The sequence below is a fragment of the Nocardia sp. NPDC005998 genome (assembly GCF_040614395.1).
In the GTDB taxonomy this organism is placed as follows: Bacteria; Actinomycetota; Actinomycetes; order Mycobacteriales; family Mycobacteriaceae; genus Nocardia.
The window spans coordinates 213,559-236,844 of the sequence record NZ_JBEXUI010000005.1; the positions used below are offsets into that span (position 1 = coordinate 213,559).

Genomic DNA, 23,286 nt, shown 5'->3' on the forward strand with positions numbered 1-23,286 from the left:
AAATTCGCTGGCGCCGCGCGCCCGGCTCGAACAGACTTGGTTCCGTGCTCTAGCCGGGCGAATAGCCGTACCGGCGGAGGAGAAGCCGCACGAAGCGCTGTGACAGCTGTCACTTGGCTCGGATACGGCGTCTGAGTTCGGCAATGCACCGTGCACTATGGAAGTGTGAGTCAACGCCCGGACCTACGGCCCAATCGGATTGCCGTGCTATCGGTGCACACCTCACCACTTGCTCAACCGGGGACCGGTGATGCGGGCGGGATGAACGTCTACGTGCTGCAAACCGCCATTCAGCTGGCCCGACGCGGCACCGAGGTCGAGATCTTCACCCGGGCCACCTCCTCGAGTGTTCCGCCGGTTCAGGAGGCGGCCCCCGGGGTCTTGGTGCGCAATGTGGTGGCTGGACCGTTCGAGGGACTGGATAAGGGCGATCTGCCGACCCAGCTGTGCCCGTTCACCGCCGAGGTGCTGCGCCAAGAGGCCAGACATCTGCCCGGCCACTACGACCTCGTCCATTCGCATTACTGGCTCTCCGGTCAGGTCGGCTGGCTGGCGCGCGACCGCTGGCGGGTGCCACTGGTGCACACCGCGCACACGTTGGCCGCGGTGAAGAATGCGGCGCTGGCCGAAGGGGACTGTCCCGAACCCGCGACCAGGGAGATCGGCGAGAAGCAGGTGATCGCCGAGGCCGATCGGATGGTCGCCAATACCGCGGAGGAGGCGCGTCAGCTCGTCGAGCTGTACGGTGCCGATCCCGAGCGCATCGACGTGGTGCCGCCCGGTGCGGACCTGACCCGCTACCGTCCGGGTGAAAAGGCCGTCGCCAGGGCCGAATTGGGCCTGCGCGCCGACGAGCAGATCGTCGCGTTCATCGGCCGCATCCAGCCGCTCAAGGCCCCCGATGTGCTGGTCCGAGCCGCGGCCGAACTGCTGCACCGGAATCCGGCGCGCAAGCTGCGGGTGCTCATCGTCGGCGGCCCGTCCGGCACCGGACTGGAGCGTCCGGATGCGCTGATCGAACTCGCCGCCGCGCTCGGCATCGCCGACCACGTCACCTTCCTGCCGCCGCAGCCGCCGGACCGGCTCGTCCAGGTGTACCGGGCCGCCGATCTGGTCGCGGTGCCCAGCTATAACGAATCGTTCGGGCTGGTCGCCATCGAGGCCCAGGCCAGCGGTACCCCCGTGCTCGCGGCCGATGTCGGCGGACTCGGCACCGCGGTGCGCAATGGCGAGACCGGTCTGCTGGTGCCCGGACACCAGACGCCGGACTGGGCCGACGCCCTCGGCCACCTGCTCGACGATGCCGGGCGACTACACCGGATGGGTCTGCACGCGGTCGAGCACGCCGCACACTTCTCCTGGGAACACACCGCTGACGGACTGCTCACCAGTTACTCTGCGGCGCTGGCCGACTTCCGTGCGATCCGCTCGGGTTTCAGTGCACGCCGCAGCCTGGTCCTCGATAGCGCGCGGGCCGAACCGCCCGGTGAACGGGCTAGCCTCGCTGGTGAACGCAGTGCTGCTCTCCTCGGCGAGAGCAGTCAGGCCAGATCGCGGGCGCTGTGGCGGCGCCGGACGGGAGCGCACCGATGAGTACGGCCGCGACCGCGCAGCTGATCGACGAAACGCTGCGGGACCGGGAGATCGAGTACACCCACCCGAACCAGGACACCTTCGTCGTCATCCTGCCCGGCGAGCGCAAGCTCGCGACCACCGTGATGCTCACCGTCGGCAAGCACGGCGTGCGGATCGAATCGTTCGTCTGCCGCAAGCCCGATGAGAACTTCGAGGGCGTCTACAAATTCCTGCTGCGGCGCAACCGCCGCCTCTACGGTGTGGCCTACACCCTGGACCGGGTCGGCGATATCTACCTGGTCGGCCGCATGGCCACCCACGCCGTCACCCCCGACGAACTGGACCGGGTCTTCGGCCAGGTCCTCGAGGCCGTGGACGCCGACTTCAACACTCTGCTCGAACTCGGCTTCGCCGAGTCCATTCGGAAGGAATGGAAGTGGCGGGTCTCGCGCGGCGAATCACTCAAGAACCTGCGCGCCTTCGAGCACTTGGTCGAGGCCGCGGACCAGCCCTGAGCGATCGCGCACCGACACGTCCCGTGTAGGCGACAATCGCGCTGTGGCGCATTGTGTGAATGGGCCGCGAGATATAGGAGGCCGCACGACGATGATGGTTCTTGCTCTGGATATCGGTGCCACGAAGTTCGCCGTCGGCGTGGTCTACGCGGGTCGGCAGGTGCGCGATGTGCGACGCGTCGACGTGCCTCGCGAATCGGTGTGGTCGGCCTGCCGCGAGCTGTTGCGCGAGGTGGCGGGAGATGCGACGGTCTCGGCGATCGGAATCGGTTCGGCCGGACCCGTCGATGTGCGCACCGGTATGACCAGTCCGCTGAACATTCCGGAATGGAAGTGGGGCTTTCCGATCGTCGCCGAGGTACAGCGGCTCTTTCCTTCCGCCGCGGTCCGATTCGCCATCGACGGCGCCTGTCTGGCCTTGGCCGAACATCATGTCGGTGCGCTGCGCGGGGTGCCGAACGGGTTGGCGATGACGGTCTCCTCCGGCATCGGCGGCGGCATCATCGCCGATGGCCGGGTGGTGCTCGGTCGCACCGGCAATGCCGGGCATGTCGGTCATATCGTGGTGCCGGGCTGGGATGTGCCGTGCGAATGCGGCGGCGTCGGCTGTGTGGAGGCGATCGCCAGCGGCATGTCATCGGTGCGTTGGGCGCGTGAGCAGGGCTGGCGCGGCGAAACCGGCGCCGGACTCGCCAAGGCCGCGCACTCCGGTGACGAGATCGCGCTCGCCGCGCTGCACCGGGCCGGAACGGCGCTCGGCACGGCCATCGCCTCCGCCGCGTCGACCCTCGATATCGATCGGGTGGTGATCGGCGGCGGTTTCGCGCAGTCGGGTGAACCGCTCTGGGAACCGCTGCGTGCGGCGCTGATCCGGCACGCCGGATTGGACTTCCTGCACGACCTGCGGGTGGTGCCGTCCCGAATCACCAACGGCGCCACCCTCGTTGGCGCCGGCGTCCTGGCCGCGGGGCACGATACCGCCGACGCCGTCTCCTGAGTGGTCGGTTGACCGGCGGGAACGGGTGCGAGCGCGGTTCGCGCGCATGCCAGAATGGCGGGCATGACGTACACCCTCGTGCTGCTGCGCCACGGCGAGAGCGAATGGAATGCCATGAACCTGTTCACCGGCTGGGTGGACGTGCACCTGACCGATAAGGGCATGGCCGAGGGGAAGCGCGCCGGGGAACTGCTGGCCGAACACGGCATCCTGCCCGATATCGTCTACACCTCCGTGCTGCGGCGCGCGATCAGCACCGCGAATATCGCGCTGGACGCCGCCGACCGGCACTGGATCCCGGTCGTGCGCGACTGGCGCCTGAACGAGCGCCACTACGGCGATCTGCAGGGTAAGAACAAGACGCAGGTCCGCGACCAGTACGGCGACGATCAGTTCATGCTGTGGCGGCGCAGCTACGACACCCCGCCGCCGCCGATCGACCCGGCGAACGAGTACAGCCAGGAGGGCGACCCGCGCTACCAGGGCATCGACGTCCCCAAGACCGAATGCCTGCTCGACGTGGTGAACCGGATGGTCCCGTACTGGGAGTCGACCATCTCCAAGGACCTGCTCTCCGGCAAGACCGTCCTCGTTGCGGCACACGGCAATTCGCTGCGCGCACTGGTCAAGCACCTGGACCGGATCTCCGATGACGATATCGCGGGCCTGAACATCCCCACCGGCATCCCGCTGCGCTACGAGCTCGACGAGAACCTGCGCCCGGTTCGCCCGCGCGAATACCTCGACCCCGAGGCCGCCGCCGCGGGTGCCGCGGCCGTCGCCAGCCAGGGCGGCAAGTAGGTATTTCCTTCGGCTGAGGCCGACAACGCGCCGCGACCGGCATCGGTCGCGGCGGGTTGCTGTTTCCGGCCGTCGCGCGGTCGGGTGTCCGACAAGTTGCCGCAGCCGGGTACCGCTATCGAATTGCCGCCGCGGATGGCCGGTCCCTTGATGCGAGCGTGGTCTCGGGTTCGGGCTTGCTCGAGTCGCTGGGAAGTAGGACCGCGCGTCTGCGCCGAATTTCGTCAATGTCCCGGTGCGGGGGAACCCGGGCTGGTAAGCCGAATCCGGCCCGAGCGTGCACTTCTCGCGCATTCATGCTCGAACCCGCGGGGTATGGGCGGTTGTGCACGCTCGGACCTGGGCCACTCGGTCCTAGTCGACCACCGCGAATGCCGCCGCCAATGGCGGGAAGATCGCGCGGGCATCCGCACCGGCGAACCAGAGTCCGACGGTGAATACCGAGGTGGCCTCGAGGTACTTGGCGCGATGCAGTCCGCCCGCCGAAATCGGTTGCAGCTCGAGATCTTCGGCGAGCACTGCGACCTGTCGCACCGCGTCCGCGTTGTCGCCGCAGATCGGGACCGCCAGCCTGCTGTTTTCGAAGACGCGGCGCTTCGATTCCCACACCTCGGCCGCGCAGACATTGAACGCCTTCACCACATGCGCATCCGGAACCGTTGCCGCGATGCGTGCGGCGACCGCGTCCTCTGACAGCACGAAGGCCAGCACCCCCTCCGGCGCGGCCGCGTCCGGCAGGAACGCATTGGTGCAGTCGATCACCGTTCGTCCGGCGAGTGAGCCGCCGATTTCGCCGAGCACTTCGTCAAGGGCACTTACCGGAAGCGCGAGCAATACGACCGCCCCGAATTCGGCCGCCGCGCCGATACTTCCGCCGCGTGCCCCGTGCCCGATGGATGCCGCTAGCGCGTCCGCTGCTACGCGGGACCGCGCACCGATGACAACCTCATGTCCGGCCGCGGCCCAGCCGCCGCCCAGTGCCCTCGCCATCGCTCCGGCTCCGATGATTCCGATTCGCATACCAACTCCTAGCTCGGGATGTATTCGGAAGCGACGCTAGGGATTCCGATAGGCACCCGAAGGTGCGCAATGGCGGTGGCAGGCTGGTGTCATGACGGTCGAATCCGCACAGCCGGTGGAATTCGCGCCATACGGCGATTACGAGGCCGACTGCCCGGCCCGACTCGGTGTCGACCTGTTCGGCAACCGTTGGCTCACGGTGATCGTCTACATGCTGCGCGATGGCCCGATGCGTCCCGGCGAACTCCGCGCGGCCATCGGCGGCATCAGTCAGAAGATGCTGACCCAGACCCTGCGCCGGATGGAGTCCATGACCCTCATCGAGCGCCACCGCTACGCCGAGGCCCCGCCGCGGGTCGAGTACGAACTCACCGAAGCCGGACGCGAGCTGCTGACCCCGATATATGCCTTGGGCGAATGGGTGGACAAGCATGGTCGCGCGGTCGGTGCGGCACTGGCGGGCGAAGACGACTGATGCTCGCGGAGGCGGGGGGTAACAACTCGTAAACGATCGGCTAACAAGGCTCGAAGTACCCATGACCTGCGCGAAACTTCACGTACCCGGAGTTGGGTTGTCGGTCGGCGACCGTACGATTCAAGGGTGAGTGTTCCCCAGGCCGTCCTTCTGGCAGTCCTCGCGGCTGTCGTCGGCCTGGCAGTCGGCGGGCTACTTATCCCGTTCATGAACGCCAGGCAGGCCGCCCGCAGGCAGGCAGATTCCGGCCTCACCATGTCCCAGGTCCTCGACCTGATCGTGCTCGCGTCCGAGAGCGGTATCGCCGTCGTCGACGAGTACCGCGATGTGGTGCTGGTCAACCCGCGCGCAGAGGAGTTGGGCCTGGTTCGCAACCGGCTGCTCGACGAGCGTGCCTGGGCGGCGGTGGAGAAGGTGCTCGCCACCGGCGAGTCCGCCGAATTCGATCTCACCGCCAAAAATCCGATGCCCGGCCGCAGCCGGATCGCCGTGCGCGGAGTGGCAAGGCAGCTATCGCGCGAAGAAACCAGCTTCACCGTGCTGTTCGCCGACGACGATTCCGAGCAGGCGCGGATGGAGGCCACCCGCCGGGACTTCGTCGCCAATGTCAGTCACGAACTCAAAACCCCCGTCGGCGCGATGAGCCTGCTGGCCGAGGCCATGCTGGAATCGGCGGAGGATCCCGAGGCGGTCCGGCACTTCGGTCAGCGGGTACTCGGCGAATCCCGGCGCCTGGGCAAGATGGTCACCGAGTTGATCGCGCTATCGCGGCTGCAGGGTGCGGAAAAGCTGCCCGAACTCGAGGTGGTGGACGTCGACACGGTGGTGATGCAGGCGGTCGACCGCTCCCGCACCGCCGCCGAGGCCGCTGGCATCACCGTCAGCACCGATCGCCCCAGCGGACTCGAAGTGCTCGGCGACGAAACGCTGCTCGTTACCGCGCTGTCCAACCTGGTGGAGAACGCCATCGCGTACTCGCCGACCGGCTCCCATGTCTCGGTGAGCCGCTCACTGCGCGGCGATCACGTCGCGATGGCGGTGACCGATCGCGGTATCGGCATCGCCAAGGAAGACCAGGAGCGGGTGTTCGAACGCTTCTTCCGATCCGATAAGGCACGCTCGCGTGCCACCGGCGGTACCGGGCTCGGCCTGGCTATCGTCAAACACGTGGCAGCCAACCACAACGGTGAAATCACCCTGTGGAGCAAGCTGGGCACCGGATCGACGTTCACCCTGCGAATACCTGCCCACCACGAATCCGGCGGCGAGGAAGAGGTCGACGGCGCCGTGGTGAGCATGAGAGAAATACACCCGCGCCCCACGGGGCCGGGTAGACCAAATGGTGTGGAGGCACGCAGATGACGAGTGTTCTGATCGTCGAAGATGAGGAGTCGCTGGCCGATCCGCTTGCGTTCCTGCTGCGCAAGGAGGGCTTCGAGGTCACCGTGGTCGGTGACGGACCATCCGCGCTCGCCGAATTCGACCGCTCCGGTGCCGATATCGTGCTGCTCGACCTGATGCTGCCCGGTATGAGCGGCACTGATGTGTGCAAACAGTTGCGTACGCGCAGTGGTGTCCCGGTGATCATGGTGACCGCGCGTGACAGCGAGATCGATAAGGTGGTCGGTCTGGAACTCGGCGCCGACGACTACGTCACCAAGCCGTACTCCGCACGCGAACTGATCGCCCGCATCCGGGCGGTACTGCGCCGTGGCGCTGGCGATGAACTGGACGGCGGCAATGAGAGCGGTGTGCTCGAGGCCGGACCGGTGCGGATGGATGTCGACCGCCACACTGTGCATGTCAACGGCAGGCAGGTCACCCTGCCGCTCAAGGAATTCGATCTGCTCGAGTACCTGCTGCGCAACTCCGGCCGGGTGCTGACCCGCGGCCAGCTGATCGATCGGGTCTGGGGTGCCGATTATGTCGGTGACACCAAGACCCTCGACGTCCACGTCAAGCGGCTGCGCTCGAAGATCGAGGGCGATCCGGCCAAGCCGGAGCATTTGGTGACGGTGCGCGGCCTCGGTTACAAGCTCGAGGCCTGATCGGCGCCAGCGAGGCGGGCCAGCCGTACGGATCGTCCGCCGCGCAGCGGTGGCGCATGGCGTACGGCGGCGAATTACCGCGAATTGATGACGGGCGCAGCCGCCGAGGCCCCGACAACCTCGGCTGCACGCTACGTCAGGGGAAAATCAGGGCAGGTAAACCCAGGTGGGGCCGAGGCCGGGGAGGTCGTTCTTGCGCAGGGTGATCCAGCCGAGATCGTCTTCCTGCATGCAGTCGTAGACATCGGCTGCGCTGGTGCCGCGGCAGGCGATGGTGCGGCTGATGCCATACGGGCTCATGATCAGGTTCTTGCCATTCGCCTGGGCGTTGATTGCCTCGGGGGTGTTGGCGGGCAGGAAGTCGGCAGTGAAATCGGCGTATTTGGCCGGGTCACCATTGGGTTCCGCGTGCGCGGCCCCGGTCAGCGCGACGGTGGCACCGAGCGCGATGGTGGTCAGGGCGAGTGCTTTCTTCAACATGACCGCACATCCAACCCCATCCGGGTAAAGCTCGCATGGCGGGTAGGTGAATCGCCCGCTATGCAAACCTCACGCTCGTTCGCCTCCCGAATCTTTTGCCGGTCGTCGGTGCTGCGAGATCACGTTGCGGGCTGTCGGCCGGGTGCGTGATCGCTGCTAGGCGTGCCGGACGAGTTACCCAGGTACGCACGAATTCAGCTGTCGCCGCGGACGATTGCGTCTGTCACGCTGACTGGTCTGTGATGTTCGCTTCGGGTTTCATCCGATTCGCGTGCACGGTCGCCGGGTGGATCGCGATGAGCCCGAGCCCCTCCCGGCGTTTGCAGTGCCTGGCCAGTTCCTCATAGGCCGGTACGCCGAGCAGTTCCTTCAGTTCGGGGGCATAGGACTGCCACACCGGACGGGCCCCGACATGCGCGTCGGGGGAGCCGGAGCAGTACCAATCCAGGTCCTCACCGCCGGGACCCCAGCCGCGCCGGTCGTACTCGGTGATGGTGGTCTTCAGGATCTGCACCCCGTCGGGGCGTTCCACCCAATCCTGGGTGCGCCGGATCGGCAGCTGCCAGCACACATCCGGCTTCACCTCGAGCGGTTCGATGCCCTTGCGCAGCGCCATGGTGTGCAGTGCGCAGCCGACGCCGCCCGCAAAGCCGGGCCGGTTCAGGAAAATGCAGGCGCCGTCGAATCGGCGGGTGCGCAGTGCGGGCTCGTCCTCCAGCTCGTCGAGCTCGAGATAGCCCTTCTTGGTGATCTTGCCCTCGGCGTCGGTCGCCTCGTCCATCAGCTGCCAGTCTTGCGGTGTGAGCATTTTCACAGCATTGGTCAGGCGCTTGCGATCGTCCTTATCGGAGAGGAATGCGCCGTGCGAGCAGCAGCCGTCATCGGGGCGGTCGCTCAGAATTCCCTGGCATGCCGGAGTGCCGAAGACACACGTCCAGCGCGACAGCAGCCACGTCAAATCGGCGACGATCACATGCTCGTCGTTTGCTGGATCGACGAACTCGATCCATTCCCGGGGAAAGTCGAGATCGACCTCCGGCGCCGGATCGATCTTTCCCGCTGGTCGGGGTCTCTTGGAGCCGCTCACGACTGCGCCTCGCTGGCGCTCGGCTCCGTCGTGCGCGGCGCCGCGCTGTGCTTGCTGGTTCGCCCGCTGCGCTCACTCACTGCTGCGCCTACCGTCACACTCAGGACGCTAACAGCTCAGTCGCCTGGTCTAAAGGGCCGGTTCACCCAGTACCGTGTTCATGTGCGGCTTGGGGTTCTCGATGTCGGAAGCAATACCGTTCACCTGCTCGTGGTGGACGCCCATCGTGGTGGTCATCCGATGCCCATGAGCTCGACAAAGGCCACGTTACGGCTATCAGAGAACATGGACGGCCAGGGCCGCATCACCGTCCAGGGCGCCGAACGCCTGATCGCGACGGTCGCCGAATTCGCCAGCATCGCCGAGACATCCAGATGCGTCGAGTTGATGCCGTTCGCTACCTCCGCGCTGCGCGAGGCGACGAACTCCGATGAAGTCCTGGCCCGGGTCCGGGCCGAGACCGGTGTCGAGCTGCAGGTGCTCTCCGGTGTCGACGAGGCGCGGCTGACGTTCCTCGCGGTGCGCCGCTGGTACGGCTGGAGTGCGGGGCGGATCCTGAATCTCGATATCGGCGGCGGCTCACTGGAAATGACCAATGGCGGTGACGAGGAACCCGATGCCGCACTCTCGCTGCAACTCGGCGCCGGACGCTTGACGAGGGAATGGCTGCGCGAGGATCCGCCGGGTAAGCGTCGCGTCGCGGTGCTGCGCGATTGGCTCGACGCGGAACTGGTCACGCCGACGAAACAGCTGCTGGAGGCCGGTAAACCGGATCTCGCGGTGGGGACATCGAAAACCTTTCGGTCCCTTGCCCGGCTCACCGGAGCGGCACCCTCTTCGGCCGGGCTACGGGTGCGCCGTACACTCACCAGCTCAGGTCTGCGCCAACTGATCGCCTTCATCTCGAGAATGACGGCGGCGGACCGTGCAGAATTGGAAGGCGTAAGTTCCGATCGGTCACAGCAATTGGTGGCTGGCGCATTGGTCGCGGAGGCGAGTATGCGGGCACTATCGCTGGATACCCTCGAGATTTGTCCCTGGGCACTGCGCGAGGGGCTCATCTTGCGCAAACTGGATACCGATATGAACGGTGGACCGAGGGCCAGGGCATTGCCGGGTGTCGTCGTGGACGCCAGTGGTAAGCCGGTGCCCGGCGGCGGTATATCGGGCCCGATCGAAACGGTGTCGTCATGAGTGAGGATTCCAAGCAGCTATCGGTTGCCGAGCTGCTGGCACGCAACGGTGCGCAGGGCGCGGCCTCATCCGGTGGCGGTGGTCGGCGGCGGCGCAGTGGCCGCGGCATCTCGGTAGCCGAGCTGACCGGTGACCTCCCGGCCATTCCGGCCGGCGGCGGTGGCGGCCATTCGGCGCACGCCGCACCCGAGGCCGCCGAGGAACCGGCATACGAACCACCGTCGTACGAATCCACCGGGTATGACGCTTCCGGCTACCGGTCCGCCGGATTCGAGTCCGGCGGCTATGGCTCCGCCGGGTTCGAAACGCCTGCGCCCGAACCGGTTTCGTATGCCGCGCCGGAACCGTCGTCGTATGCCGCGCCGGAACCGTATGCACCGCCCGCGCCCGAACTGCCCAACTACTCGCCGATGTCGGGGCCGATCAGCAGATACGACCCGCTTTCGGCCTATGCCGCTCCGGACGCCGATCCATTGCCCGAACCCGGATGGTCCAGCCGGGTCATGCCGGGGCGGGAAATGCCGGGCCGGGATGTGGCGCCATCGCGGCACTCGGCTCCCGCGGATCCGTTGTCGGCACCGCTGTCGGATCTCTATGCCCCGGCACCGGACCCGTACGCGTCACCGCTGTCGGATGGCGCATCCGCCGCGGGCTCCGGCCGCATCGGTCGTCGACACCGGCACGCGGAACCGGTCGAGGAGACCACCGAGGTCCGGCCGCTGCACGATATCGGCCGCAGCACCGGCCACCGTGCGGATGCCCCACCCGCCCCGCAGCAGAACGGATCGCGAGCCGGTGGCCGAGCCGCCCGGCGACGCGCCGCGGAGGCCGAGGCCGAGGCCGAAGTCGGACCTTCGACCGCGGCGTGGTCACCGTCCACCAATGGCTTCGCGCCCGAGTCGGCGCCGCTGCCGCTGCCGGACGGTCCATCGAGATCGCAGGCTCCCGACCGGGCCGCGAATCGCGGGGTCGATCCCGAATCCGAGCAGCGAAGATCCACACGACGCGACGGTTCGCGCGGACCGGCCGACGGCGGTCTGCCCGCGTGGTCGGCGCGAAGACATGTGCCACCCAACAACAGCGCGCCCGAATCCGGTGGCATCCCCACCGCTGCGTGGTCACTGGCCAGTCAGGATCAACAGCTCGTCTCCGGCCAGACCGTGGCGGGCGACCTGCTGCGCGATGGTGTCGAACGGGCCGAGCGCGCCGATGCCGAGCGTGCGAACGGGCGCGGCCGGCGTGGCCGATCGAAACGTGACGCAGGTCCGGCACCTACCGATCTGGACGATGGGTATGACGGTCGAACCGATGTGTACGAACCGTTCTCGACGGGCGATGCCCTCGACGATCACGACGCCGATTACGACGACGATTACGACGACGACTCGGATTCGGAACATTCGCGTGCCGCATCGTTCCCGCGCCGCTCACGCCGAGCACGGAAGGCGGAGGACGACGCCAATCGCCGCCAGTGGATGATTCTCGGCGGTCAGAGCACCGGCGCGGCCGTCGCCGGAATGTTGCTGTTCAAGGGCTTCGAGCGGATGTGGGAAATGCTTCCCTGGGTCGCGCTGTGCCTGGCGATGATCGTGATCCTCGGACTGGTGGCATTGGTGCGAATATTGCGGCGCACCGATGACATTCTCAGTACGGTGATCGCCGTCGTCGTGGGCATCTTTGTCACGTTGGGACCGCTAGCCTTTCTTCTCAGTACGAACTGAGCAGGGAGCAGCTGTGGGGAACATCGGGCAGGCGAACGACATCAGGGCGGACAGCGCGGAGCGGGGGCCCGCGCCGGATCATGACGTGCACACCGAACCCCACCCGCTCGGCGGGCCCGGTGGACAGCAGATCCTCGTCGGCCTCTCGACGGCCTCGGTGTATCCGCAGAACACCGAGGCAGCGTTCCGGTATGCGGCCGAAATCGGTTACGACGGAATCGAATTGATGGTCTGGGCCGAACCAGCCAGTCAGAGCATCGCCACGGTCCAGGCCTACTCCCGCAAATACGACATACCGGTCCTGGCCATCCACGCACCGTGCCTGCTGATCTCCCAGCGGGTATGGGGTTCGGATCCGGTGGCCAAACTCGAGCGCAGCGTGCGCACCGCCGAGGCGCTCGGTGCCGGCACCGTGGTGGTACATCCGCCGTTCCGCTGGCAGCGCCGCTACGCGCAAGGCTTCGCCGACCAGGTCGCGGAGCTGGAGGAGCACAGCCACGTCATCGTCGCGGTGGAGAATATGTTTCCCATGCGCGCGGACACCCTCTTCGGTCGCGGCGCCGGTTCGGCGAAGCGGCTGGAGCGCCGCGGCGGGCCCGGACCCGGGGTGACCGCGTTCAGCCCCTCCTACGATCCGACCGATACCGGATTCCGGCACTACACCCTCGACCTTTCGCATACCGCGACCGCGGGCGCCGACCCGCTGGCGCTGGCTGCGCGGATGGGCCACGGCCTGGCCCACCTGCATCTCGCCGACGGCCGTGGCGCGGCGCACGACGAACATTTGGTACCGGGCGAGGGCACCCAGCCGTGCGCCGAGCTGTGCGCGACCTTGATCCGATCCGGTTTCGCCGGGCACGCGATCGCCGAGATCAACACCCAGAACGCCCGCACCACACCGGACCGCGCTGGCATGCTGGACCGCACGCTGGCCTTCGCCAGACAGCACCTCAACGCCCCCGCCCCCGCGCCGAGGCATGCGAACCGCGTTTGATCCGACACCGAGCTGCGGATCCAGCACCGAGGTGTGATCTTGCTCCGATCTCCCGGCAGAGGGGAATGCGAACCGCAATCCGCCTCGTTTACGCTGTACGAACGCCGCGAGCCGCTTTTGTGGCCGACCGACGATAGGAGTGACGATGCCGGAGCTGACCGCCGATCTCGAGCGAACCGCCGCTAGCGGTGTCGCTTCCAGCGACCCGCAAGCAGTCGCCAGCAATGCACCTTTCAGCCGGGTGGTCACCCTGACCGAACTGCTGGCGGCAACTCCCGAAACCGGCCGCTACCTGGGCTTCATCGATAAGATCTGGACCATCGGCCCGAAGGTGCACGGCGGCACCATGGTTGCGACCAGCGCCGCTGCGGCCACCCGTTGGCTGCGCGCCGCCGATCCGGCCCTGGTGGCAATGGCCCCCATCGCGGCGAGCTCCGATTTCCTCGGTGCCCCCGAACCGGGTGAGGTGGAATACGAGGTGCACATCAGCAAGGTGGGTCGACAGATCTGCCTGGTCGATGTGAACCTGATCCAGCAGGGACGCAAGCTGGTGCGCACCGCCTTCACCTTCGGCCACCTCGATGACGTCGAGCCGGTCTTCGCGCCGCAGCACGGCGATATGCCGGTCGAACCGCCCGCCGATGCGATCGGATACCAGGGCTCGTCGATGGGCAAGCTCGTCCATGTCGCCCAGGGTGCCGACCTGTACCTCGACCGTTCCTGGGCGCCGTTCCTCGACGGCGAGAAGGGTGAACCGCGTCTGCGTCTTTGGATGCGTCCCTTCGACGGCGATCAGCAGGACCTCGATGTCGCCATGTACTTCGCGATGATGTCCGCCGATATGAGCCCGCCGGTTCCGGTCAACCTGGGCCACTTCGGCTGGGCCCCGACGGTGCAGATGACCACCTACCTGCGCCGTCGGCCTGCTCCGGGCTGGCTGCGGATCATCGCGACCAGTCAAGAGGTCGGCGGCCGCATGTTCGACGAGGACCAGCTGGTGCTGGACTCCACCGGTGCGGTCGTGGCGCAGAGTCGCCAGCTCGCGCTGGTGCCGCAGCAGCGGTAGCACGGGTTTCCGCACCGGCACCGGTTCCCCAGCGCCGGGGCGATATTGCCGCGCGATTAGCCTCTAGTCCTATGACGAGAGTTGCGGTGATCGGTGGCGGTCGCATCGGGGAGGCGTTGATCGCCGGGTTGCTGGAATCGGGACGGGCGGCCAGGGATCTGGTCGTCGTGGAGACGCATCCGGATCGCGCCGAACTGATCGGCGACCGGCTCGGTGTGCGGGTGACCGATTCGATCGCCGACGCGGTCGTCGGTGCGGATGTCCTGGTCATCGCGGTCAAGCCGGGTGATGTGGATACCGTCCTTACCCAGCTGGCGAAGGCCGAACTCGACAGCGACCGGGATCAGATCCTGGTGTCGCTGGCCGCGGGTGTGCCGACGACGCGCCTGGAGAACAAACTGCCCGCCGGATTCCCGGTGGTGCGGGTGATGTCGAATACCCCGATGCTGGTCGGCGAGGGCATGAGTGTGCTCGCACCGGGCCGCTACGCCCGCTCCGAACAGCTGGCCCAGGTGACCGAACTGCTCGCCGCGGTCGGCAAGGTGGCCACCGTGACCGAGGCGCAGATGGACGCGGTGACCGCGGTATCGGGCTCGGGACCCGCGTACTTCTTCCTGGTGGTCGAGGCCATGATCGATGCCGGTGTCGGACTCGGCCTGGCCCGCGATGTCGCCACCCAGCTCGTGGTGCAGACGATGATCGGCTCGGCCGCGTTGCTCGAGGAGTCCGGGCAGACTGCCGTCGAGCTACGCGCCGCCGTGACCTCTCCGGCGGGCACCACCGCCGCCGCGGTGCGGGAATTGGAGCGGGGCGGGGTGCGCTCGGCCTTTCTCGAGGCATTGCATGCTGCCAAGCACAGGTCGGCGGAGCAGGGCGCGGGCGATGGGCCGGGAGGCGGTAGCGCAGTGTGACCACGCGGGGCCCTGGGAGTGCCGACAGCGGCGCGCAACCGGCCCGGCGGCGGTAGCCTGCCGGTAGGGGGTAGTACGGGGTGACCGAAATCAAACTCAGCGCATATTCACGATGACCGGTCGGTTCCCTGCATGTAAACCTGATTTCTCACACCCGTCGCAGTAATCCCACTGGTCCCGCTAAGCTTCAAGGAGCACGTGCGTGTCTGTTCCGCCGGTGGGGAAGCCGGCGGCGCGGACGTGCCGGAGGTCAGTGGTGCAATGATGTCTAACAAGATGTCTGCAAATAGCTCAGGGACGTCGCCAGGTAGCTCAGGACCATCGGGCGGCCGGGCCGGTTCCCGGACGCAAGGCGGCTCGGCGTCTCCGACGCAATCAGTGCTCGGCGGTGGTACCCAGTTCCTCACCGTCGCCGAGGTGGCGAATCTCATGCGGGTATCCAAGATGACCGTGTATCGGCTGGTGCACTCGGGTGAATTGCCCGCCGTGCGGGTCGGTCGCTCGTTCCGGGTGCATGCCAAAGCGGTCCACGACTACCTGGAGACGTCCTACTTCGACGCTGGATGAGGCGATTTCATCCGCTTGTCGGTGTCCCGGTAGGATGAACCCTCGGTTCGTGTGCGCCTGCCTGGCGGCACCGCTTTGTGGTGTCCGGTGCCTGCTGGCGGCGCGGACGCTGAAACAGGCGTACGTGATTGGCGTGCGCGCCGAGTAGAGAGAACGCGAGGACAACCCTATGGGTTCTGTGATCAAGAAGCGCCGCAAGCGCATGTCGAAGAAGAAGCACCGCAAGCTGCTTCGCCGCACGCGTGTTCAGCGGCGCAAACTCGGCAAGTAAGTCGCGTAGCGACTGCTTGCAGGTCGCTCGAAACGGTCAGCGCGTTAGCTGGGAGGCCCGTCACCGATTGGTGGCGGGCTTTTCTTTTTGAAACAGCGAGTTTTGAAAGCTGCTCGTGTTTCGGGTGACTGAAGTCATCGTTAGAACCTGGTTAATAATCCCGGCGTATGCGAATCGACCAGTTACGCTGGTAGCGCAGTCAATGGAATGGGGGGCTGTCACAGTTGGGATCCGGTGCGGTGGGTTCTGAGGTACGGGATGGACATACACCCAAGGTGGTGATGGTGACCGGTGCCAGCCGATTCTTCGGCGGCAACGTGGTCGCGCGGCTGGCCCAGGATCAGAACATCGAACGCATCCTGGCCGTCGACACCATGACCCCCGGTCGTGACCTGCAACGGCGCATGGGCCGCGCCGAGTTCATTCGCGCCGATATTCGAAATCCCTTGATCCGCAAGGTAATCGGCGGCAATGAGGTCGATACCGTGGTGCACGCGTCGATGGTCGCGCATCCTCCGGCCGGTGGCGGCCGGGCGGTGATGAAGGATCTCAATGTCCTCGGCGCCATGCAACTGCTCGCGGTCTGTCAGAAATCGCCTTCGGTGCGTCGGGTGGTGGTGCGTTCGACCTCCGCGGTCTACGGATGCAGCGCCAAGGATCCGGCGAAATTCACCGAGGAAATGGGGGCGCGAACGCCACCGAGCGGTTGGTTTGCTCGGGACATGATCGAAATCGAGGGATTCGTTCGCGGACTCGGTCGACGCCGCCCCGATATTGCTACCGCGATTTTGCGTCTGGCGCCCATTGTTGGCCCGCGCCTGGCCGGGCGCGGTGTGCAGTATCTGCGTTCGCCGGTGGCGCCGACGGTCTTCGGCCGCGATGCCAGGCTGCAGTTGCTGCACGAGGAGGACGCCATCGCCGCGATGGCACACGCCGCGCGGCAGGCACCCGGCGGCACCTACAACATTGCCGGTGACGGCGCGCTGGCGCTATCACAGGCCATCCGGCGCGCTGGCCGCATCGAGCTGCCGATCCCGTGGATGGTGTTCCGCACCGCGGGTCGCGCGCTCATGGGGCCGATCATGCGTGACTTCACCAGTGAACAGCTCGACTATTTCCATTTCGGCTGTGGCCTGGACACCACCCGCATGCGCACCGAGCTCGGGTTCGTACCGCGCTGGACGACGGTGCAGGCATTCGACGACTTCATCGGGGGCGCAGCGTCGCGGCCCGTCATCGATCCCGCCTGGGTCGATGCCGCAGAACATAAACTGCTCGGCCTGTTGGGGGCCGGTACGGGAGCACATTCATGAATGACGTAGCCAAAGTCATCCAACTCCACGATCTGAACATAGAAACGCGTCAGCGAACCGCGCCCCGGCGCTGGCCGGAGCCGGTGACCGGCGAGGCAACGCCGAGCCAGGTGGTGACCTCGCTCACCGAACGTCTGGCCGCGAGCGAACCGCCCGCGCCGCAGTCCCTATCGGATATGCTGCGCGGCGCCGTCGGCAAGCAGATCCGCAGCACCGCGGAATTCGCGCGTCGCCGCATGACCGGCGACTACCAGGTCGACGAATTCGGTTTCGACGAGCATCTGCTCGAATCGCTCATCCTGCCCACGCTGCGCCCGCTCTCGGATTACTGGTTCCGGGTGCAGGTCAACGGGATCGAGAACATTCCCGAGGCAGGCGGTGCGCTGATCGTCGCCAACCACGCGGGCACGGTTCCGCTCGACGGGCTGATGCTGCAACTGGCGGTCCACGATCGGCATCCGAAGGAACGCGCACTGCGCCTGCTGGCTGCCGACCTCATCTTCGAGATGCCGGTGCTCGGCGTGCTGGCCCGCAAGGCGGGCCACACCCTGGCCTGCCGCCCGGATGCCGAAAGGCTTTTGCGCGCTGGCGAATTGACCGGTGTTTTCCCCGAGGGCTTCAAGGGCGTCGGTAAGCAGTTCACCGACCGGTATAAGCTGCAGCGCTTCGGTCGCGGTGGCTTCGTCGCGGCGGCGGTGCGGACCGGCACGCCGATCATCCCGTGCTCGATCGTCGGCTCCGAGGAGATCTACCCGAAGCTGGCCGATATCAAGCCGCTGGCGCGACTGCTCAATCTGCCGTATTTCCCGGTGACACCGCTGTTCCCGCATTTGGGCCCGCTCGGCGCGCTGCCGCTGCCGTCCAAGTGGTACATCGAATTCGGCGAGCCGATCCCGACCACCGGCTACGAGGCCGAGGCGGCCGACGATCCGATGACCATGTTCGAGGTCACCGACCAGGTCCGCGAAACCATCCAGCAGACGCTCTACAAGCTACTCACCAAGCGTCGCAACGCGTTCACGGGTTAGCGGACGACCCGGACGTTCGCCCGACCCGTCGTCCCGGCGAACGCCGGGACCCAGTCCGGAAACCCCTCGACCGCACTGGATTCCGGCGTTCGCAGGGGCGACGGTGCGGGCTGATCAGTGCTCGCGGCGTCGGGTGACCGCCGCGGCTACCGCGCCACCGGCGGCACCGAGCGCCAGCGCCGTCGGCACGCCGATCTTGGCGGCCTTGCGTCCGGTACGGAAGTCGCGGATCTCCCAGCCGCGATTCTTCGCCACCTCGCGTAGATCCGAATCCGGATTGATCGCCACCGCGGTGCCGACCAGCGACAACATCGGCACATCGTTGTGGCTGTCGGAGTAGGCCGTACAACGCTTGAGGTTCAAGCCTTCTCGGATTGCCAGCGTGCGCACCGCATGTGCCTTGCCCAGCCCGTGCAGAATGTCGCCGACCAGTCGTCCGGTGAACTTGCCGTCCACGCTCTCGGCAACCGTGCCGAGTGCGCCGGTCAGCCCGAGCCGCTTCGCGATCACCTGCGCCAACTCGACCGGCGTCGCGGTAACCAGCCATACCTGCTGCCCCGCGTCCAGGTGCATCTGTGCCAAAGCCCTTGTCCCCGGCCAGATCTTGTCGGCGATGATCTCGTCGTAGATCTCCTCGCCGAGGGCGGCCAATTCGGCGGTCGGGCGGCCCGCGATGAATGCGAGTGCCTTCTCCCGGCCCGCGGCCATATCGGTGCTGTTCTCCTTGCCGGTGACCCGGAACTTCACCTGTTTCCAGGCGACGTCCACCAGATCGGAGGTCTTGAAGTATTTGCGCGCGGCCAGCCCGCGGGCGAAATGCACGATCGACGCACCCTGCACCATGGTGTTGTCGACATCGAAGAACGCGGCCGCGGTCAGGTCACGTGGTACCTCGGGCCCGAGCGCCTCGACATCGGCCTCGGCGAGTTCGGCGTCGTGCAGTGACAGCGCCGCCTCGGCACTGGCCTCACCGGCCAGATTGGCCCGCAGCTCTTCCTCGCTCGGGCCGAAGGGGCTGCGAGAGATGCGTGCGAGTTGGTCCTGCAGACCCTGGCCGAGCCGACCCTGATTCCACCGCACCGGAAACTCGCCGAATCGTCCCGCGATGAAACCTGCCCTTGCCACCTTCGATCGTTCCGGCACCAGTACCTCCGCCCGTCGCGCGAACCACCCCCACATTAGCTGGCCGCGGTGACAGTTAAGGCAGTACGGCACGCTCCGATCGGGGCGTGCCGAGGCGATTTAATATCGGCCATGACCAATCCCACACATTCGGTGACGCTGCTGACGAGATCGGGCTGCGGGCTCTGTGTCACCGCGCTCGAGCAACTTCGGGCGATCTGTGCCGAATTCGACATCGAACCCTCGACCGTTGATGTCGATGAAATCGCCGGAACCGACCCTGGCCTGCGCGCGGAGTACGGCGACCGGCTTCCTGTCGTGCTGCTCGACGGCCGTGAGCACAGCTATTTCGATGTCGACGAGCCCCGATTGCGGGCCGACTTGACTCGCTGAGCGATAGCTGATCCGGCCCGATTCCGCCGCGCTGCTGGTCGCGGCGGAAAATGAGGCCAAATTCACCGACTTTGTGAAGGGCTGCACAAGCGGTTACGGTGGTGGCACGCGACCCGCATGCAGAGGCTGCGGATCCACCGCGTAGTGAACCCAGCATTCCGAATACTTCGACCATGGCACCGGACCGCCCCGGGCACACGAGGTCGAACGATGAACCGGACCTCGCCGGAGGCCGGAACGAGGAGCCGACGACGTGACAGAGCAGCATGAGGCGCCAAGCGGCGTCTCCGGCAGGGCTCTGCAGAAGGACATCCCGCAGGCCACGGTGGCGCGACTGGCCACCTATCTCCGGGTCCTCGCCATGTTGGCCGACGACGGTGTTGCCATCGTATCGAGTGAGGAACTGGCTGTCGCGGCGGGTGTCAATTCCGCCAAGTTGCGCAAGGACCTTTCCTTCCTCGGCCCCAATGGCGTTCGGGGTGTCGGCTATGACGTCGCCAAGTTGCGCACCAGGATCGAGGATGTGCTCGGTCTGTCGCAGGGACATCGGGTGGTGCTGGTCGGCGCCGGAAATCTGGGCCGGGCCCTGGTGGGCTACGGCGGCTTCCGGCGGCGTGGATTCACCGTGGTCGGCATGTTCGACAGCCATCCCGAGGTGATCGGCTTATCCGTCGCCGGTCTGGTGGTGTGCGATGTCGCGGATCTGGCTCGGGCCATCGATGCGTTGAAGCCGACCATCGCAGTGATCACCGTGCCCGACGATGCGGCGCAGGACGTCTGCGACCAGCTGGTCGCCTCCGGGCTGCAGTCGATCCTGAGCTTTGCCCCGTGTGAGCTAACCGCGCCGGAGACCGTGGAGGTCCGCCGGGTCGACCTGGCGGTCGAGCTGCAGATGCTGTCGTTCGAGACCGCGCGCAATGCTCCGGCCCTGCCCGAGATCGCGCACGCGGTCTCCGGCCGCATCGCCCATCGCGTGCCCGCGCACACTGCTGCCGGACATCCGGCACTCAAACACTCGACGACCTCGCATTCGGCAACGGAGCCATCCAGCAAGGGATCGGTGGTTACACCATGAGTGAGCGTAGCGAACGAATCATGTGCCAGCGCGCCATGCGCATGACGCAGCCGAGCGCCAGCGAGGCGGAGTCATGAGCATTCTGTTAGTCGGGATTTCGCATCGCAGCGCGCCTGTCTCGATTCTGGAGAAGGTCGCGATCACCGACGCGGACCGGCCGAAGCTGATCGACCGAATGCTCACCTCCAGCCACGTCTCCGAGGCGATGATCGTCTCGACCTGCAACCGCGTCGAGGTCTACGCCGTTGTCGACGCCTTCCACGGCGGTCTCGCCGAGGTCGGCGAACTATTGACCAAACATTCCGGACTACCGCTGCCGGATCTGACCAAGCACGCCTACGTCCGCTACAGCGAGGCCGCCGCCGAACATCTGTTCGCGGTGGCCAGCGGCCTGGATTCGATGGTGATCGGCGAGCAGCAGGTGCTCAGCCAGATCCGCGGCGCCTATGCCTCCGCCGATGCCCAGCAGGCGGTCGGGCGGACCCTGCACGAACTGGCCCAGCACGCATTGCGCGTTGGCAAGCGGGTGCATTCGGAGACCGGTATCGACCGGGCCGGTGCCTCGGTGGTTTCGGTGGCGCTGGATCGCTCACAGCAGGTGCTCGGCCCGCTCGCCGGACGGACCGCGGTGGTGGTCGGGGCCGGTGCCATGGGCGGACTCGCGGTGGCACATCTGTCGCGTGCCGGCATCGGCCGCATTGTCGTGGTGAACCGCACCCTCGCGCGGGCCAAGCGGCTGGCGGACACCGCGCGCAGCCACGGTGTCGAGGCCGATTCGATGGAACTGTCGCGGTTGACCGAGGCGATGGCCTCCGCCGATGTCGTGATCACCTGTACCGGCGCGGTCGGTGCGGTGGTGACGCTGGCCGATAGCCACCGCGCCCTGGCCGAACGCGAGCGCGGCAGCGAATTCGCTGCGGCGGAGCGGCCGTTGGTGTTCTGCGATCTCGGTCTGCCGCGCGATGTCGAACACGCCGTCGCCGGTCTGCCGGGTGTGACCGTCATCGATATCGAGACGTTGCAGCGCGATCCGGCGGCCGGTGCGGCCGCCGACGATACCGCGGCCGCCCGCTCGATCGTCGCCGATGAACTCGCGAAATACCTTGCGGGCCAGCGCATGGCGGAGGTCACCCCGACGGTGGCCGCACTGCGTCAGCGTGCGGCCGAGGTGGTCGAGGCGGAACTGCTCAGACTCGACTCCCGGCTGCCGGGGCTGGCCGATCCGGAGCGCGACGAGGTGGCGCGCACGGTGCGCCGCGTCGTCGACAAACTGCTGCACGCGCCGACGGTGCGGGTCAAGCAGCTGGCCTCGACGCCGGGCGGGGATACCTACGCCGAGGCGCTGCGGGAATTGTTCGAGCTCAAACCCGGTGCGGCGCAAGCGGTTGCGACACCGATGGAAATCAGTCCGATCGGCGACGAGCGCGGCGCCCTGCGATTTACCGGGGACAGCGAGATCGCGCTTGCCGACGACTTCACCGCCGGACACCGCGGCGACGAACAGGGGCAGACGGCATGACAGCTGTGCAGGAAGAGGAAAACGTGACCGCAGGCAGCACACGCGTGCCGTGGCGGATCGGCACCAGAGGCAGTCTGCTCGCCCTCACCCAGGCGGGCACGGTTCGCGACACCCTGATCGCGGCCGGACACGATGCGGAGCTGGTGGTCATCAAGACCGCGGGCGATCTGTCCTCGGATCCGGTGCAGAAGATCGGTGTCGGCGTGTTCACCTCGGCGCTGCGCGACGAACTGGCCGCCGGAAATATCGACATCGCGGTGCACTCGTACAAAGATCTGCCGACCGCACAGGATCCGCGCTTCACCATCGCCGCCATCCCGAACCGCGAGGATCCGCGTGACGCGCTGGTGGCCCGCGATGGTCTGGTGCTCGGTGAGCTGCCCGCCGGTGCAAAGGTCGGCACCTCCGCGCCGCGCCGCGCGGCCCAATTGCGGGCCCTCGGACTCGGTTTGGACATTGTGCCGCTGCGCGGCAACTTGGATACCCGCCTGCGCAAGGTCAGCGAAGGCGAGTTGGACGCGGTGGTGGTTGCCAGAGCCGGGCTTGCCCGCATCGGGCGGCTCGACGCGGTTACCGAGGCACTGGAGCCGGTGCAGATGTTGCCCGCACCCGCGCAGGGCGCGCTGGCGGTCGAATGCCGCAGTGATGACGCGGAATTGATCAAGGTGCTTACCGAACTCGACGACGCCGCCACCCGTGCGGCCGTCATTGCCGAGCGGTCGCTGCTCGCCGAACTCGAGGCCGGTTGCACCGCGCCGATCGGCGCCATTGCCGAGGTCGTCGAATCGCTCGACGATGACGGCAAGATCGTCGACGAACTCTCGCTGCGCGGCTGCGCGGCGGCCGTCGACGGCTCCGATGTGTTGCGTGCCTCCGTGGTCGGCCCGCCGGAGCGCGCCGCGGAACTGGGCCGCGAGCTGGCCAGGGAACTGCTCGAACTGGGCGCCCGCGAACTGCTCAGCGCGCCGGAACCGGAGTCTGCCGGTTCCCCCACATCGGCGGTGAACCCGCCCGCCACTGACTTCATCAATTCCAGCCCAATGGAGAACAGCCAATGAGCGAGTGCAGCGAGCGAATCATCAGCACAGCGCCTTCGGGCATGCCGGTGCCGAGC

The 23,286-nt window shown here is 66.9% G+C and carries 24 protein-coding genes; 20 read left to right on the plus strand and 4 right to left on the minus strand.

All coding sequences use genetic code 11. From position 1 onward, the window contains the following. Positions 1–165: 165 nt before the first annotated feature. The 4 genes from mshA (at position 166) to ABZ293_RS11100 (ending at position 3,888) form a co-directional block, all read left to right on the plus strand. Positions 166–1,593: a D-inositol-3-phosphate glycosyltransferase gene (gene mshA, locus ABZ293_RS11085; RefSeq protein ID WP_355179479.1), complete on the plus strand. Its 1,428-nt coding sequence runs from the start codon at positions 166–168 to the stop codon at positions 1,591–1,593. After that, a complete protein-coding gene (locus ABZ293_RS11090) occupies positions 1,590–2,090 on the plus strand; it encodes a YbjN domain-containing protein (protein ID WP_355179481.1) in 501 nt (166 codons plus the stop codon). Before mshA ends, ABZ293_RS11090 begins: the two co-directional genes overlap by 4 nt. A 91-nt stretch (positions 2,091–2,181) precedes the next feature. Next, a complete protein-coding gene (locus tag ABZ293_RS11095) occupies positions 2,182–3,087 on the plus strand; it encodes an ROK family protein (protein ID WP_355179483.1) in 906 nt (301 codons plus the stop codon). A gap of 54 nt (positions 3,088–3,141) precedes the next feature. Beyond that, positions 3,142–3,888, plus strand: a complete 747-nt coding sequence (locus tag ABZ293_RS11100) for a phosphoglyceromutase (protein ID WP_355179485.1) — start codon at positions 3,142–3,144, stop codon at positions 3,886–3,888. A gap of 354 nt (positions 3,889–4,242) precedes the next feature. On the opposite strand, the gene ABZ293_RS11105 is transcribed toward ABZ293_RS11100, so the two are convergent. After that, positions 4,243–4,908, minus strand: a complete 666-nt coding sequence (locus tag ABZ293_RS11105; RefSeq protein WP_355179487.1) for an NAD(P)-binding domain-containing protein — start codon at positions 4,906–4,908, stop codon at positions 4,243–4,245. Positions 4,909–4,999: 91 nt separating this feature from the next. Here ABZ293_RS11105 and ABZ293_RS11110 point away from each other — a divergent pair, with 91 nt between their 5' ends. The 3 genes from ABZ293_RS11110 (at position 5,000) to ABZ293_RS11120 (ending at position 7,431) form a co-directional block, all read left to right on the plus strand. Continuing rightward, positions 5,000–5,383 (plus strand): helix-turn-helix domain-containing protein, encoded by a 384-nt coding sequence (locus ABZ293_RS11110; RefSeq protein WP_355179489.1) that lies wholly within the window; start codon positions 5,000–5,002, stop codon positions 5,381–5,383. 126 nt (positions 5,384–5,509) lie between these two features. Next, positions 5,510–6,745 (plus strand): ATP-binding protein, encoded by a 1,236-nt coding sequence (locus ABZ293_RS11115; protein ID WP_354956908.1) that lies wholly within the window; start codon positions 5,510–5,512, stop codon positions 6,743–6,745. After that, entirely contained in the window at positions 6,742–7,431 is a 690-nt protein-coding gene (locus ABZ293_RS11120; RefSeq protein ID WP_040696229.1) for a response regulator transcription factor, read from the plus strand. The genes ABZ293_RS11115 and ABZ293_RS11120 overlap by 4 nt, the downstream gene beginning before the upstream one ends. 147 nt (positions 7,432–7,578) lie before the next feature. On the opposite strand, the gene ABZ293_RS11125 is transcribed toward ABZ293_RS11120, so the two are convergent. Both ABZ293_RS11125 and ABZ293_RS11130 read right to left on the minus strand, forming a co-directional pair. Further along, complete coding sequence (locus ABZ293_RS11125) at positions 7,579–7,911, minus strand: hypothetical protein (RefSeq protein ID WP_354956909.1); 333 nt, start codon at positions 7,909–7,911, stop codon at positions 7,579–7,581. Positions 7,912–8,134: 223 nt separating this feature from the next. Then, positions 8,135–8,998 (minus strand): hypothetical protein, encoded by an 864-nt coding sequence (locus ABZ293_RS11130; protein ID WP_355179491.1) that lies wholly within the window; start codon positions 8,996–8,998, stop codon positions 8,135–8,137. Positions 8,999–9,160: 162 nt separating this feature from the next. Here ABZ293_RS11130 and ABZ293_RS11135 point away from each other — a divergent pair, with 162 nt between their 5' ends. The 9 genes from ABZ293_RS11135 to ABZ293_RS11175 all read left to right on the plus strand — a co-directional run bounded on the left by ABZ293_RS11135 (position 9,161) and on the right by ABZ293_RS11175 (position 18,063). Then, positions 9,161–10,192, plus strand: a complete 1,032-nt coding sequence (locus ABZ293_RS11135) for a Ppx/GppA phosphatase family protein (protein WP_355179493.1) — start codon at positions 9,161–9,163, stop codon at positions 10,190–10,192. Next, on the plus strand, positions 10,189–11,913 hold the full coding sequence (locus ABZ293_RS11140; protein WP_355179495.1) for a hypothetical protein: 1,725 nt from the start codon (positions 10,189–10,191) through the stop codon (positions 11,911–11,913). Before ABZ293_RS11135 ends, ABZ293_RS11140 begins: the two co-directional genes overlap by 4 nt. Before the next feature lie 85 nt (positions 11,914–11,998). After that, the gene (locus tag ABZ293_RS11145; protein ID WP_355179634.1) at positions 11,999–12,907 is read left to right on the plus strand and encodes a sugar phosphate isomerase/epimerase; all 909 of its coding nucleotides are present in this window, start codon (positions 11,999–12,001) and stop codon (positions 12,905–12,907) included. Positions 12,908–13,052: 145 nt separating this feature from the next. Then, complete coding sequence (locus ABZ293_RS11150) at positions 13,053–13,973, plus strand: thioesterase family protein (protein ID WP_355179497.1); 921 nt, start codon at positions 13,053–13,055, stop codon at positions 13,971–13,973. A gap of 71 nt (positions 13,974–14,044) precedes the next feature. Continuing rightward, entirely contained in the window at positions 14,045–14,884 is an 840-nt protein-coding gene (gene proC / locus ABZ293_RS11155; protein ID WP_355179499.1) for a pyrroline-5-carboxylate reductase, read from the plus strand. A 378-nt stretch (positions 14,885–15,262) separates the two neighbouring features. Next, positions 15,263–15,451, plus strand: a complete 189-nt coding sequence (locus tag ABZ293_RS11160) for a helix-turn-helix domain-containing protein (RefSeq protein ID WP_040696222.1) — start codon at positions 15,263–15,265, stop codon at positions 15,449–15,451. A 169-nt stretch (positions 15,452–15,620) separates the two neighbouring features. Then, entirely contained in the window at positions 15,621–15,722 is a 102-nt protein-coding gene (locus tag ABZ293_RS11165; protein ID WP_003402602.1) for an AURKAIP1/COX24 domain-containing protein, read from the plus strand. A 281-nt stretch (positions 15,723–16,003) separates the two neighbouring features. Then, positions 16,004–17,035 (plus strand): NAD-dependent epimerase/dehydratase family protein, encoded by a 1,032-nt coding sequence (locus ABZ293_RS11170; protein WP_355179636.1) that lies wholly within the window; start codon positions 16,004–16,006, stop codon positions 17,033–17,035. Beyond that, positions 17,032–18,063: a lysophospholipid acyltransferase family protein gene (locus tag ABZ293_RS11175; RefSeq protein WP_355179501.1), complete on the plus strand. Its 1,032-nt coding sequence runs from the start codon at positions 17,032–17,034 to the stop codon at positions 18,061–18,063. Before ABZ293_RS11170 ends, ABZ293_RS11175 begins: the two co-directional genes overlap by 4 nt. A gap of 114 nt (positions 18,064–18,177) precedes the next feature. Here the strand turns inward: ABZ293_RS11175 and ABZ293_RS11180 are convergent, their stop codons facing one another. Continuing rightward, entirely contained in the window at positions 18,178–19,188 is a 1,011-nt protein-coding gene (locus ABZ293_RS11180) for an HAD-IB family hydrolase (protein WP_354961381.1), read from the minus strand. A 129-nt stretch (positions 19,189–19,317) separates the two neighbouring features. Here ABZ293_RS11180 and ABZ293_RS11185 point away from each other — a divergent pair, with 129 nt between their 5' ends. From ABZ293_RS11185 to hemC, 4 genes are all read left to right on the plus strand, one after another. Beyond that, complete coding sequence (locus ABZ293_RS11185; RefSeq protein ID WP_354961370.1) at positions 19,318–19,578, plus strand: glutaredoxin family protein; 261 nt, start codon at positions 19,318–19,320, stop codon at positions 19,576–19,578. Between the two features lie 253 nt (positions 19,579–19,831). Further along, positions 19,832–20,653 carry a redox-sensing transcriptional repressor Rex gene (locus ABZ293_RS11190; RefSeq protein ID WP_355179503.1) on the plus strand — a complete coding sequence of 274 codons (822 nt, stop codon included), beginning with the start codon at positions 19,832–19,834 and terminating at the stop codon, positions 20,651–20,653. Between the two features lie 73 nt (positions 20,654–20,726). Next, positions 20,727–22,172 (plus strand): glutamyl-tRNA reductase, encoded by a 1,446-nt coding sequence (locus ABZ293_RS11195; protein WP_355179505.1) that lies wholly within the window; start codon positions 20,727–20,729, stop codon positions 22,170–22,172. Beyond that, on the plus strand, positions 22,169–23,230 hold the full coding sequence (gene hemC, locus ABZ293_RS11200) for a hydroxymethylbilane synthase (protein ID WP_355179507.1): 1,062 nt from the start codon (positions 22,169–22,171) through the stop codon (positions 23,228–23,230). Before ABZ293_RS11195 ends, hemC begins: the two co-directional genes overlap by 4 nt. Positions 23,231–23,286: the final 56 nt, after the last annotated feature.